The sequence below is a fragment of the Pelagerythrobacter marensis genome (assembly GCF_001028625.1).
GTDB classification, from domain to species: Bacteria; Pseudomonadota; Alphaproteobacteria; order Sphingomonadales; family Sphingomonadaceae; genus Pelagerythrobacter; species Pelagerythrobacter marensis.
In genome coordinates this window covers 1,398,474-1,411,721 of sequence record NZ_CP011805.1, presented here as the reverse complement: position 1 = coordinate 1,411,721, position 13,248 = coordinate 1,398,474, and the positions used below count along the sequence as shown (strand labels likewise).

The window sequence follows — 13,248 nt, the reverse complement described above, 5'->3', positions numbered from 1 at the left end:
CACGATCAGATGAACGAGGTCTTCGAAGAGCTGCAGGCGGCACTGCATTCGGCCTGGCACCGGCGCTGGCTGGTTCTGGGGGTGGCCTGGGGCGTCTGTATCCTAGGCTGGCTGGCCGTCGCCATGATCCCCAACACATACGAATCCAAGGCGCGCGTGTTCGTGCAACTGGATGACGTATTGTCGCAGCAGATCGGCATCGCCAATGCCGGCAAGGGCGAGATCGAGCGCGTCCGCAAGACGCTGGCGAGTTCGGTGAACCTGGAAAAAGTCGTCCGTTCCACCCGTCTCGGCACCGATGTGACGACCCCGTCGCAGATGGAACGCACGGTCGCCAGCCTGGCCGAAAGCGTGAAGGTCGTCAGCACCGAAGACAACCTGTTCGAAATCACCGCCCAGATCGGCAAGTCCAGCCTGTCCGACGCGCAGAACGCCGCGCTGGCGCAGGATGTGGTGCAGAAGATGATCGACATCTTCCGCGAGGAAAACATTGCCGGAAGCCGGGGCGAGGTGGCCGAAACGATCGTGTTCCTCGACCAGCAGTTGGAAGACCGCAAGCGTGAGCTGGAGGCAGCCGAACAGCGCCGCCTCGCGTTCGAGGCCCAGCATCCCGAACTGATCGGCGGCACGGCCACCCTGTCCACCCGCCTGCAACAGCTTCGTTCGGAAATGCGCGGCGTCGATGCCGATCTGGCGGCGGCGCAGAGCGCCCTTGCGGCAGTCAACGGCCAGATCGCCGGAACCCCGCGCACGGTCGTTACTGCTGGCGAGGCGGGCGGGGCCCGCGGCGCGCTGATGCAGGCGCGTTCGCAACTCGCCGCGATGCAGGCGCGCGGGCTGACCGGCAACCACCCCGACGTGGCTGCGCTGCAACGGCAGATCGATCTGCTGGCGAAGCAGGCGGCGAACGAAGGGCCGAACGCATCGGGCACGGTCAACCCGGCCTATAGCTCGCTGGTCGCGATCCGGGCCGAGCGCGATGCCAATGTGCAGGCGCTGATGGCGCGCAAGGCCGCGCTGCAGGCGGACCTGAGCGGCATGATGGCCAGCCAGGCCGACGAACCCGCCGTCGCTGCCGAAGCCAACCGCATCAGCCGCGATTACGAAGTGCTGAAGACCAAGTACGACGAACTGCTGCAGGATCGCGAGGAAATGCGCCTGCGCGGCCAGGTCGAAAGCGAGCGCAGTTCGTTCAGTTTCGAAGTGATCGATCCGCCTTCCACCCCGCGCGCACCGGCTGCGCCCAATCGGCCGATATTGCTGATCGGCGTGCTGATCGTGGGGATCGGTGCCGGTGTGGGCGCGGCGTTCGCGTTCAGCCAGATCCGTTCCACGTTCGCCACCGGTTCCAAGCTGGAACGATCGCTGGGCCTGCCGGTGATCGGCACGATCTCGCACGCGATGACCGACGCGAGGCGGGCAATCGCGCGCAAACGGATGCGGATGTTTGCCGCCGGATGCGCGTCGCTGGGCGGTGTCTGCGTGCTGCTGCTGGCGGCCGAGTTCGTGCAGCGCGGAATGGTGGGCTGAGGACAGGACAATGACCGAACACAAGAAAATACCCTCTCCCCCCGAAGAGAAGAAGGAAAGCTCGCTTCTGGAGCGGGCCAGCGGGGCATTCGGGTTCGATCCGTTCAAGCCTGCCCCGGTCCCGCATCGTCTGGCCGACGAGACGATGAAACGCGCCAAAGTGAAGCGCAAGCAAGCCGATGCGGCCGCGAAGCAGGACCTTTCCGAAGATCGTGGCGGCGAAGCGCGCGATGCCGAAGGCGTTCACGCCGAAGCGTGCGACGATGCCGGTCGCACGCCCCGCGCCGAAGCCAGGGCGGAGCCGGCACCGGAGGCGGAAGCGGCCGCAGTCCCCAACACCCTGCCTGCCGAAATTCCGCCGTCCCATATCACGATAGAACGTCAGGTCGGCGCGGTCGCGCTGCAGGGCAAGCGCTTCCCGGTCGATCGCGAGCTGCTGCGCGAACAGGGGCTGATCGTTCCCGACGGGGCGGTCAACGCGCTGATGGAAGAATTCCGGATCGTGAAGCGCCGCGTGCTGGAAACCGCGCGGGACACCGGAACGGCCCGTTCGCGCCGGGTGCTTATCTGTTCGCCGCATACGGGCGAAGGCAAGACATTCTGCGCCAGCAATCTGGCGATTGCGCTGGCGGCGGAACGCGACAGCGAAGTCCTGCTGATCGATGCCGATTTTGCCAAGCCTTCGATCCTTTCCACCTTCGGCCTGCCCAAGGGGCCGGGGTTCATGGACTGCCTCGCCGACGATCGCGCCGTGCCGGAAGATCTGGTTATCGGGACCGATATTCCCGGCCTGTGGGTTCTCCCCGCCGGCAATCAGACCAATGTCGACAGCGAATACCTGTCCAGCCGGCGCACTGCCGAGGTGCTGGATCGTTTCAGCATCGGGGCGCCCAATCGCATTCTGATTTTCGATTCACCGCCGGCCCTGGCGGCTTCGCCCGCGGCGGAACTGGCCAAACATGCCGGGCAGGCGATCCTGGTCGCCCGCGCCGATTTCACATCGCAGAGCGCGCTGGAAGATGCGGTGGAGCTTCTGTCGGGATGTCCCGACGTGAAATTGATGCTGAACGACGCGCATTTCAGCCCCAGCGGCCGCAAGTTCGGAACATATTATGGGTACGGGGAGTAACCCGATGAAACGCAATTATTTCTTTGCGTCATGCGCGCTGGCGTCGCTGGCCTGTTCGGTACAGGCCGCAGCCCAGCAGACGGCAAATGAAGATGCCGGCGCCGAGCGCGGCGATCGCCGCCTGTCGGTCGATCCCTATATCGAGGCATCGCAGGTCCTCGTTGCCGAGCTTTCTCCGGGCGACGATGTCGTCACCTACACGCAGGTCGCGGTCGGGGTCGATGCCAGCCTGACCGGGCGCAACAACGGCGGTTCTGTTTCGCTGCGCTACGAACGCAACATCGGCTATGACGATGACATGCGCGATTCCGACACCATCAGCGGTGTCGCGCGCGGTTATGCGACGATCGTGCCCCGTGCGCTGACGATAGAGGGCGGGGCCCTTGCGGCGCGCACGCGGGTCGATGGCAATGGGGGCGCCACGCTCAACCCGCTGGTCGGCGACGACAGCGAAAGCCGCATCTATTCCGCCTATGCAGGGCCGAACCTGCACACGAGTGCGGGCGATGTGGAAGTGAATGCGAATTACCGCATCGGCTATACCCGGGTCGAAGCGCCCGATGCCGTGATCCTGGAACCGGGCGAAAACCGCGTCGACGTGTTCGACGAAAGCCTGGTGCAGAGCGCGGGCTTCCATCTCGGCACCAAACCCGGCGAACCCCTGCCGATTGGCCTGGGCGTAGGGGGCGGCTGGGTCCAGGAAGATGTGGCGAACCTCGATCAGCGCGTGCGCGACCGGTTCGTGCGCGGCGACGTGCAGGTCCCGCTGGGGCGCAATCTCGCCTTCGTGGGCGGCGTCGGATACGAAGATGTCGAAGTGTCCAGCCGCGATGCGGTTCGCGATGTCGACGGCAACCCCGTGATCGGCGACGATGGCCGCTTCGTCACCGACAAGAGCGAGCCGCGCGAAATCGCCTACGACGTTTCCGGCCTGATCTGGGATGTCGGTGTCATGTGGCGGCCCAGCGCGCGGACCGCGCTGGAAGCGCACGTGGGCCGGCGTTACGATTCCACGACCTATTACGGCACTTTCGCCTGGGCGCCCAATTCACGCAGCAACGTCAATGTCGCGGTGTACGATACCGTTTCGGGTTTCGGCGGACTGCTCAACAATGCCCTGGCCAATCTTCCGACCGAATTCAGCGCCGCGCGCAATGCGTTGAGCGGGGATTTCACCGGCTGCGTCGGCAGCGACGAAGGGGCCGATTGCCTTGCCGGGGTACTGGGCTCCGTCCGTTCGTCGGTCTTCCGCTCGCGCGGGGTTGCGGCAAGTTACGGCGTGCGTCTGGGCCGGGTCGATACCGGAGTCGGCGCCGGGTATCAGCGGCGCAAGTTCATTGCGGCGCCCGGCACCGTGCTGGAAAGCGCCAATGGCGTCGTCGACGAGGCGTACTGGGTCAATTATTATCTGAACGCCCAGCTCGGCCGCAATGCCGGCTTCGGCGCCAACGCTTATGCGAGCTGGATCGATAGCGGCTTTTCCGCCGATGGCGAGGTGTTCGCACTCGGCGCATCCGCTGCCTATCGCCGTTCGATAACCAATCGCCTGTCCGCACGCGCGGCCGTCGCCATCGACCATCTCGATAGCGAGGCAACGGTCGAAGACTATACGTCGGCTTCCGCGCTGCTCGGCCTGCGCTACGATTTCTGAGGGGTATGTGACGATGTTCGAAGATTTCTATGGGCTGACCGGGCGCCCGTTCCAGTTGACGCCCGATCCCAACTTCTACTTCGAGAGCACGACCCACCGTAAGGCGCTGTCGTATCTCGGTTATGGCATGGCGCAGGGTGAAGGCTTCATCGTCATCACCGGCGAAGTCGGCGCGGGCAAGTCCACCCTCGTCGCCCACCTGATGCAGAAGATCGATCACAGCCAGATGACCGTGGGCCAGATCGTGACCAGCAATCTCGATGGCGAAGAACTGGTCCATGTCGTGGCCCAGGCCTTCGACCTCGATATCGAAGGGCACGACAAGGCCGGCGCGCTGGGCGCGATCGAGGCTTTCCTGCATGAAGAGGCGCGCAGCGGCCGCCGCTGCATGCTGGTGGTCGACGAATCGCAGAACCTCAGCGTGGAAGCGCTGGAAGAACTGCGGATGCTGTCCAATTTCCAGCTCGGTTCGCATCCGCTGCTGCAGACGCTCCTGCTGGGCCAGCCGGAATTCCGCCAGGTGCTTGCCGAACATCCCGACCTCGAACAGCTGCGCCAGCGGGTGATCGCCACCCACCATCTGGAACCGATGGGGCAGGACGAGATAGAGCCTTACATCCGCCATCGCCTCCAGTGCGTGGGGTGGGACGGCAATCCCGAATTCGATCAGCGGGTCTTTGCCGAACTGCATCAGGCGGCGGGCGGCATTCCGCGCAAGGTCAATCAGATTGCGACGCGGCTGCTGCTGCTCGGCGCGGTGGAACAGCGCACCCGGATCGACAGCGCCATGCTGCGCGCCGTGCTGAAGGAAATGCAGAGCGACAATGCCTTCCCCGAGGCGGCACCCGGCCCAATGCCGAAGCTCGGCCCCGCACCCGTGTCGGGGCCGGTCAAGCACGCGGCGCGCGCCGATGCGGTGGAGGAACCTCAGGCTTCCCCTGCCGAGCCGCTTGTCGACGTGATCGGCATGCTTGCCGAACGCGATGCCCAGATTGCCGAACTCCAGCAGGCGGTGATCGAACTGTCGCAGGCGGCCGAACGCGGGCGGGAAGACGAGAATGCCGCGCTGGTGGAGCGGATCGACGCATTCGGGCGCCGGCTCGACGAGCAGGAACGATCGGTGCGCGAGGTTCTCGCAATGCTGATCGAGTGGATCGAAACCGGCCAGCCGCCCCGCGTCGCGGCCTGAGGAGGCGCTCATGGCCGAACACCGGATCGTCAACGGCCTGTCGGTCGATGTCGAAGACTGGTTCCAGGTCGGCGCCTTCGAACAGGTGATCGACCGGAAGGACTGGGATGGCCTCGCGCTGCGGGTAGAGGACAACGTCGCGCGCATCCTCGACCTGTTCGCCGAAGCGGGGGTGAAGGCGACGTTCTTCACGCTCGGCTGGGTGGCGGAACGCAACGGCCCGCTGATGCGCCGCATCGTCGATGCCGGGCACGAACTGGCCAGCCACGGCTACGACCACGCGCGCGTCTTCACTCTCGACCGCCGCCGCTTTGCAAACGACATACTTCACACGCGCAAAATTCTGGAAGATGCCACCGGCACCCCCATAACCGGCTACCGCGCCCCCAGTTTCTCGATCGATGCCCGCACACCCTGGGCTCATGCCGAACTGATCGAGCAGGGTTACACCTATTCCTCCAGTGTCGCGCCGGTCGTGCACGATCACTACGGATGGCGCGATGCGCCCCGTTTCGCGTTTCGCCCGGTCGCGGATGCCGAACTGATTGAAATTCCGGTGACCACCGCGATCCTCGGCGGACGCCGAGTTGGGGCGGGTGGGGGCGGTTTCTTCCGCGTTCTGCCGTATGGTTTTTCCCGCTGGGCCATCCAGCAGGTCAACCGGCGCGAACGGCGACCGGCGATATTCTATTTCCATCCGTGGGAAATCGACCCGGATCAGCCGCGAGTGGCCGACGCATCGGTCAAATCGCGTCTGCGCCATTACACCAACTTGCGCCGCATGACGCCCAAGTTGCGCGACCTGTTGCGCGATTTCGCCTGGGGCCGAATGGACGAGATCGCCCGCCGGGAGGCGCAGGGCGCGATCGCGCTGGCGGCATGAGCGCGCCGTTTGCCCTGACGACGACCCGGCTCGCGCTGGCGGATCCGAGCGATCCGGGCGAAGCCGCGCGGATCGAAGCCTTCGTGGCAGAAGCAGGCGGAACGCTGTTCCACCGCCCGGCATGGCTGCGCGCAGTGGAACGCGGCACGGCGCAGCGCGGGCTGGGCATCGTCGCCCGGCGCGGGGGCACGATCACGGGCTGGCTACCGCTTTCCGAAGTGCATTCGCCGATCTTCGGACGTGCTTTGGTGTCGAGCGGGTTCGCCGTCGGTGGGGGCGTACTTGCCGAAGACGGCGGAACCGCCGATCGACTGGCGCATGGCGCGCGCGAACTGGCTGGCCGGCTCAGCTGTCCGACAATCGAGCTGCGGGGCGGAACAATGCCCCGGGCCTGGGATCTTCGCAGCGATGCCCACGTCGGTTTTGCCGCCGCGCTGGCCGATGACGACGAGGCGCAGTTGCTGGCCGTCCCGCGCAAGCAGCGGGCAGAAGTGCGCAAGAGCCTGACCGGCGATCTTTCGGTGCGGATCGGCCGCGAGGAAGACGATCGCGCCGCACACTACGCCGTTTACGCGGAAAGCGTGCGCAACCTCGGCACGCCGGTGTTCCCGCGCAGCCTGTTCGATGCCGCGCTGGACGAACTCGACAGCGATATCCTGACCGTGTTCGATCGCGGAGCACCCGTCGCCAGTGTGCTGTCGTTCTATCACGACGACACCGTGCTGCCTTACTGGGGAGGGGGCACATTGGCCGCCCGGCGCCTGCGAGCCAACGAACGCATGTATTTCGAACTCATGCTGCACGCGCGGCGGCGGGGCTGCGCCCGGTTCGATTTCGGCCGGTCCAAGGTTGGCAGTGGCCCCGCGGCCTACAAGAAGAATTGGGGCTTCTCGCCCGAACCGCTGACTTACGCGGTGTGGAATGCCTCGGACGGCGCGAAGCGGAATGTGGACCCGACGGACGACAGCTATTCGGCCAAGATCGCCCTGTGGAAGCGCCTGCCGCTGAGCCTGGCCAATCGCATCGGGCCGCATATCGCGCGCGGGCTCGGTTGATGGCCGGCGAAATCCTCTTTCTCGCGCATCGGGTGCCGTTCCCGCCCGATCGCGGCGACAAGATCCGTTCGCATCATCTGCTGAAGGCTCTGGCGGCAATCGCCCCGGTCCACGTCGGATGTCTGGGCGAAACGGCGAGCGATATGGCGCAGGAAGGCGCGTTGAAAGGTCTGGCGGCGAGCCATTGTCTTGTCCGCCGCAAAACCAGCCTCGTTGCTGCGGGCGTGGAGGCCATCCTGCGCGGAGTGCCCGTCAGCCTTGCTGCCTTCGATCACGTGCGGTTGCGCAGTTGGGTTGACGCGACGCTGACGGAACGCCCGATCGACACGATATTCGTGTTCTCCGGCCAGATGGGCCAGTACGTTCCCGAAGGATTTCGTGGGCGCGTCGTCACCGATCTGTGCGATGTCGATTCGGCCAAGTTCGAAGTTTACGGGGCGCAGCACGGCGGCCCGCGCGGATGGATCGACCGGCGGGAAGCAGGCCTGCTGGCGCGTGAGGAAGAGCGGCTGGCCTGCCGCTCCGACGCAACCCTGCTGGTGAGCGAAGCGGAAGCGGCATTGTTTCGCAGCCGCCTGACCGCCTCTGCCGAGGCTGACGTTCATGCGCTGCGCAACGGGATCGATACTGTGACGTTCGATCCAGGGCAGACGGGGCCGCATCCCGATCTGCTCAGCGGTTCGGGGCCGCATCTCGTGTTTACCGGACAGATGGATTACGCGCCCAATGTCGCAGCCGTGCAGCGGGCGACCGAGTGTATCCTGCCCGCGATTCGTCGGCAGTATCCCGACGCCGTTTTCCATATCGTGGGACGGGCACCGACGGCCGATGTCCGCGCACTTGAGCGCCGGGAGGGTGTGCGAGTCTGGGGCGAAGTGCCCGACGTTCGCCCGTTTCTGGCAAATGCGGATCTGATCCTGACCCCGCTGGAGATCGCGCGCGGCATCCAGAACAAGGTGCTGGAAGCGATGGCGATGGCCCGGCCTGTCGTCCTGACACCCGAAGCGGCAACCGGGATCGACGCCACGGATGGGGAGCATTTTGCGATTGGCGAGGGCGATCGGGCACTGATCGAACGCGCGCTGTCGTTGCTGGCCGATCCAGCCGGTGCGCGGGAAATGGGCGCTTCCGCGCGGCGCTATGTAGTTGAGCATCAGGGCTGGCCGGCAATGCTTGCGCCGCTGGCCGATCTTGTCGGGTTTGCGCGACCGCGCGGTGGGCAGCGCGATGCGGCATGAGGCTTATCTCCCGTCGCCCGCGGCCCGGCTTTTCGACAGGATTCCCGATCGTTGGCGGCTTCCGCTTGCGCGGCTGGGTTTGGCCTGGCTGGTTCTGTTCCTGCTGACCGGGCGCGACTGGCTGACGATGGCCGACAAGTGGTGGAACGTTTCCACTTACAACCACGTCCTGTTCGTTCCGCTGATCGTCGGATGGCTGATGTGGAATCGCCGGGGGGAGCTGGCGCAGATCGCACCGCAGGGCTGGGCCCCGGGTCTGGTCCTGCTGGCAGGGGCATTGTTCCTGTGGCTGCTGGGCACGCTTGCCGGCTTCAACAGCGCCAGCCAGTTGGGGGCCGTTCTGGCGTTGCAGGCGGTGGTTCCGGCGCTTCTGGGCCCGCGAGTGACCGCCGGGCTGGCATTTCCGATCGTTTACATGCTGTTTCTGGTTCCCTTCGGCGACGAGCTGGTGCCCGCGCTGCAGATGGTGACAGCCGATATCGTGATCTGGCTCACCCGGTTCAGCGGCATTCCAGCGCATATCGAAGGCGTCTTCATAGACACCCCCGTCGGACTGTTCGAAGTGGCGGAAGCCTGTTCCGGCGTGCAGTTTCTCGTCGCCATGCTGGCGCTGGGCGTGCTGATTGCGCAGACCTGCTTCCGGGGCTGGGGCAGGCGCATCGGATTTCTCGCGCTGGCTCTGGCATTGCCGATCCTTGCCAACGGGGTGCGTGCCTGGGGTACGATCTATATCGCCCAGTCTCAGGGGATCGCGTTTGCCGAAGGCTTCGATCACATCTTCTACGGGTGGATCTTCTTCGCACTCGTCGTCGGCATCCTTCTCGCGCTGACGTGGCGCTGGTTCGATCGCGATCCCGAGGATCCCGGTATCGACGCTCAGGCTCTATTGCGCTCCCGTTCGATCGACCGGCTGAGCCGCGGTACGGTAGGAGCGAATGTGGCGCTTGCCGGAATCGTGATGCTGGCCGCCGGTTTCGCACTCTGGGCCGGGTATGCTTCGCGGGCGGAGGCGGAAATGCCCGCCAGAATCGCCTTTCCCGAAGTGCCGGGATGGCAGCAGGTCGACTACGCGCCGCAGGTGGATTGGGCACCGCGCGCCAGCGGGGCGGCCCATCGGCTGATTGCGCGCTACCGCAGCGATGCGGGCGACGAGGTGGATGTTTTCTTCGCGCTCTATCCGGCGCAGGACGATCGGCGCGATGCCTCTGCTTATGGAGAAGGCGCGCTGGTGCCCGAAACCCCCTGGCGCTGGGTTGAGCCTGGCCGGCGCTTTCCCGAGGCCGCGGGTGCGGTTCTGCTCGCCAATGGGCATGTCGTCCGCATCGCGGAAACCAGCTGGCGCACGGGCAACCTCACGACGGGGAGTGTCGCCCGGCTCAAACTGGCGACGATGCGCGATCGGCTGCTGTTGCGGCGGCGACCGACCGCGACGCTGATCCTGTCGGTTGAAGGTCGCGGCGTTCAGGAAAGCGCAGAGGCGATAGATCGGTTCGTCGGCGCGACGGGCGGGCGCGGTGCATGGATGGACCGCACGGCCGGGCTGCGATAGGGGCGGGCTATGTGCGGCATCGCCGGGATCTTTCATTGCGGCACCCCCAAGCCGGTCGATCCCGAGCGCGTCGCGCGCATGTCGGATGCGCTTGCGCACCGCGGGCCGGACGGCTCGGGGGTATGGACCGGCCCGGGTGTGGGCCTGGGACATCGCCGTCTGTCGATCATCGACATCGAAGGGTCGCCCCAGCCGATGCATTCGGCTGATGGGCGCACGACGATTGTGTTCAACGGCGAGATCTACAATTTTCGTGAGCTGCGCCGCGAACTGGAAGGGCAGGGCGCGCAGTTCCGTACCGACGGTGACACCGAAGTGATCCTCGCGGCATGGTCGCGCTGGGGGATCGACTGCCTGAACCGTCTTCACGGGATGTTCGCCTTCGCGCTCTACGATGCGCATCGGCGCGAACTCGTGCTCGCGCGTGACCGACTGGGGGTAAAGCCGCTGTTCACCGCTCAGCTGAGCGATGGCAGCGTGGCATTCGCTTCCGAACTCAAGGGCCTGCTTGCCCACCCTCTGCTGCGGCGCGAAGCCGATCCCCATGCGATCGACGATTATCTGGCCTGGGGCTACGTGCCCGATCACCGCTCGATCCTGAAAGGGGTGGGGAAGCTGCCTGCTGGCCATTACCAGATCTTGCGGCATGACGCTCCCCCTGCGGCGCCTGTCCAGTGGTGGGATATCGACTTCAGCCGGCGTCGCGGCGGCTCGACTGCGGACCTGTCGGCGGAATTGCTCCACCACATGCGCGAAGCCGTGCGTTCGCGCATGATCGCGGACGTGCCGCTTGGTGCGTTCCTGTCGGGCGGTGTGGATTCGTCCGCCGTGGTAGCGCTGATGGCGGAAAGCAGCGCCGATCCGGTCACCACATGTTCGATCGGCTTCGATGTCGCAGCGCTGGACGAGACGCAATATGCAGAAAAGGTGGCGCGCCTGTTCGCCACCGATCATCATGCGCGATCGGTCGATCCCGATGATTTCTCGGCGGTCGACCGGATCGCCGGAATGTTCGACGAACCGTTTGCCGATGCTTCGGCCCTGCCGACCTGGCGCGTCTGCCAGCTCGCGCGCGAGAATGTGACGGTTGCCCTCTCGGGCGATGGTGCGGACGAGGCGTTTGCCGGATATCGTCGCCAGGTCTTCCACGCGCGGGAGGAACAGGCCCGGGGGATCATTCCCGGCGGCCTTCGCGGCCCCCTGTTCGGCGGCCTGGGCGCGATCTGGCCGAAGGCCGACTGGGCTCCGCGTCCGCTGAGGGCGAAGACGACCCTGCTGTCTCTCGCCGCGGATGGTGCGGACGGTTATGCGCGCGCGGTTGGCGTCGTCCCCCCGGAAGCCCGCGAACGGCTCTATTCAGATCGGTTCGGGCGCGAACTTGATGGGTATCGCGCAGAGGATGCCTTTACCCGGCTGATGCGCGAAGCACCGGCGCGCAATGGCCTCGACAGGGCGCAATATGCCGATCTCAAATTCTGGCTGCCCGGCGATATCCTTACCAAGGTCGATCGAACCAGCATGAATGTCGGGCTGGAAGCGCGCGAGCCGCTGCTGGACCATCGTCTGATCGAATTTGCCGCCGGGCTACCTCAGCGGCAGCGGATCCGCGGTCGTCAGGGCAAGTGGCTGCTCAAGCATACCATGCGGCGTTACCTGCCCGATGACGTGCTGTTTCGCCCGAAGCAGGGCTTCGTCACCCCGATCGCGCAATGGCTGCGTGGGCCGCTGGCGGGCGATGCGCGTGCCATTGCGACAGGGGCCCGGCTGGCGAGAACCGGGTGGTTCGATCCCGAACGGCTCTCGCGAATTGCCGAATCGCATATCTCCGGTCGTTCGGACAACTCGCGCCTGCTTTGGCAACTCCTGATGCTCGATCGCTCGCTGGACAATCTGGGGATTTCGGGCTGAGCGTGCCGCCTGGTATGGGCCATGCCCCAAAGTGGGACCGCGGCAGGGAATGATTGATTAATCATTTGCCAGACGAGACCGGCTTCGATTACCCCTATGTAAATTGAGAGAGCGATGCCGCCAGACGAGCGGGGGAATCCCTATGGATCGGGTAAGTTCAAGGTCGGATCACGACGAAGACGGTTCGGCCTCAAAAACACCAACTATTCAGTTGGATACGCGGGAAGAAGCTCTAGTCGAACAAAGTCGGCTTCATTCTTCTATCCCGGAAGGATTGTTTCAGCTGCAAGAGCTGGACGTTTTCTACGACGATGACACGCAGACGTTGTGGACATATATGAATCCTGCAGGGCGGCCGAGTTTTACCCCGCCCATGCTGGGCGATTTCGAGAATTGGCAAACCTATATTGAACAGGGTTTCGGCCCTGAAAAGACACCGCTGCGCTTTCTCGTACTCGGCAGCCGTGCACCGGGGGTTTTCTGTTTCGGCGGCGATCTCGATCTTTTCCAGCGCCTGATCCGCGAACGGGATCGCGATGCGCTCGTCCGTTACGGGCACCGTTGCTGCAAGATCCTTTACCGCAACATGGCGTCGCTGGATTTGCCGATGCTGACGGTCGGGCTGGTGGAAGGGGCTGCCCTAGGCGGCGGTTTCGAAGCCCTGTTGTCGTTCGATTACATCGTGGCGGAGCGCGGGGCGACCTTCGGCCTGCCCGAAATCATGTTCGGCCTGTTTCCGGGAATGGGCGCTCATGCCTTGCTGAGCCGCAAACTGGGCGGGGCAATGGCCGACCGGCTGATCGTTTCCAACGAAACCTACACCGCAGAACAGATGTACGACATGGGGCTGGTTCACCGCCTGGCGGAAAACGGGCAGGGCCTCGCGACGTGCCGCGACTTCATCAAGAAGTCGGAGCGGCGCCACGCCGGCCTGGTCAACTCGCGCCGGGCGATGAAAGTCGCCTGGGATCTCGAACTGGCCGAACTCAACCGCATTACCGAGCTATGGGCGGATTCCGCGCTGCAGCTGCGGGAACAGGACCTGAAGGTGATGGGCCGGCTTGTGGCCGCACAGGCGCGTCTAGCCAAGGCAGCCTGAGGCGAGCCTTGGTGGGA

At 65.1% G+C, this 13,248-nt stretch carries 10 protein-coding genes; all 10 read left to right on the top strand.

Going from position 1 to position 13,248, the window contains the following annotated elements; translation table 11 throughout:
• The first annotated feature begins 9 nt into the window (after positions 1-9).
• The 10 genes from AM2010_RS06765 (at position 10) to AM2010_RS06720 (ending at position 13,231) form a co-directional block, all read left to right on the top strand.
• The gene (locus AM2010_RS06765) at positions 10-1,530 is read left to right on the top strand and encodes an XrtA system polysaccharide chain length determinant (RefSeq protein WP_047806422.1); all 1,521 of its coding nucleotides are present in this window, start codon (positions 10-12) and stop codon (positions 1,528-1,530) included.
• A 10-nt stretch (positions 1,531-1,540) separates the two neighbouring features.
• On the top strand, positions 1,541-2,659 hold the full coding sequence (locus tag AM2010_RS06760) for a nucleotide-binding protein (RefSeq protein ID WP_047806421.1): 1,119 nt from the start codon (positions 1,541-1,543) through the stop codon (positions 2,657-2,659).
• Positions 2,660-2,663: 4 nt separating this feature from the next.
• Positions 2,664-4,310, top strand: a complete 1,647-nt coding sequence (locus tag AM2010_RS06755) for a MipA/OmpV family protein (protein ID WP_150115245.1) — start codon at positions 2,664-2,666, stop codon at positions 4,308-4,310.
• A 13-nt stretch (positions 4,311-4,323) separates the two neighbouring features.
• Positions 4,324-5,499, top strand: a complete 1,176-nt coding sequence (locus AM2010_RS06750; RefSeq protein ID WP_047806419.1) for an XrtA/PEP-CTERM system-associated ATPase — start codon at positions 4,324-4,326, stop codon at positions 5,497-5,499.
• Between the two features lie 10 nt (positions 5,500-5,509).
• The gene (locus AM2010_RS06745; protein ID WP_047806418.1) at positions 5,510-6,382 is read left to right on the top strand and encodes an XrtA system polysaccharide deacetylase; all 873 of its coding nucleotides are present in this window, start codon (positions 5,510-5,512) and stop codon (positions 6,380-6,382) included.
• Positions 6,379-7,437, top strand: a complete 1,059-nt coding sequence (locus AM2010_RS06740) for a FemAB family XrtA/PEP-CTERM system-associated protein (protein ID WP_047806417.1) — start codon at positions 6,379-6,381, stop codon at positions 7,435-7,437. Before AM2010_RS06745 ends, AM2010_RS06740 begins: the two co-directional genes overlap by 4 nt.
• On the top strand, positions 7,437-8,675 hold the full coding sequence (locus AM2010_RS06735; protein ID WP_047806416.1) for a TIGR03087 family PEP-CTERM/XrtA system glycosyltransferase: 1,239 nt from the start codon (positions 7,437-7,439) through the stop codon (positions 8,673-8,675). Before AM2010_RS06740 ends, AM2010_RS06735 begins: the two co-directional genes overlap by 1 nt.
• Positions 8,676-8,754: 79 nt before the next feature.
• On the top strand, positions 8,755-10,224 hold the full coding sequence (gene xrtA, locus AM2010_RS06730; protein ID WP_236699428.1) for an exosortase A: 1,470 nt from the start codon (positions 8,755-8,757) through the stop codon (positions 10,222-10,224).
• 9 nt (positions 10,225-10,233) lie between these two features.
• Positions 10,234-12,132, top strand: coding sequence for an XrtA/PEP-CTERM system amidotransferase (locus tag AM2010_RS06725; protein ID WP_047806415.1), 1,899 nt, complete (start codon positions 10,234-10,236; stop codon positions 12,130-12,132).
• A 274-nt stretch (positions 12,133-12,406) separates the two neighbouring features.
• Positions 12,407-13,231, top strand: coding sequence for a crotonase/enoyl-CoA hydratase family protein (locus AM2010_RS06720; RefSeq protein ID WP_236699427.1), 825 nt, complete (start codon positions 12,407-12,409; stop codon positions 13,229-13,231).
• The last annotated feature ends 17 nt before the right edge of the window (positions 13,232-13,248 follow it).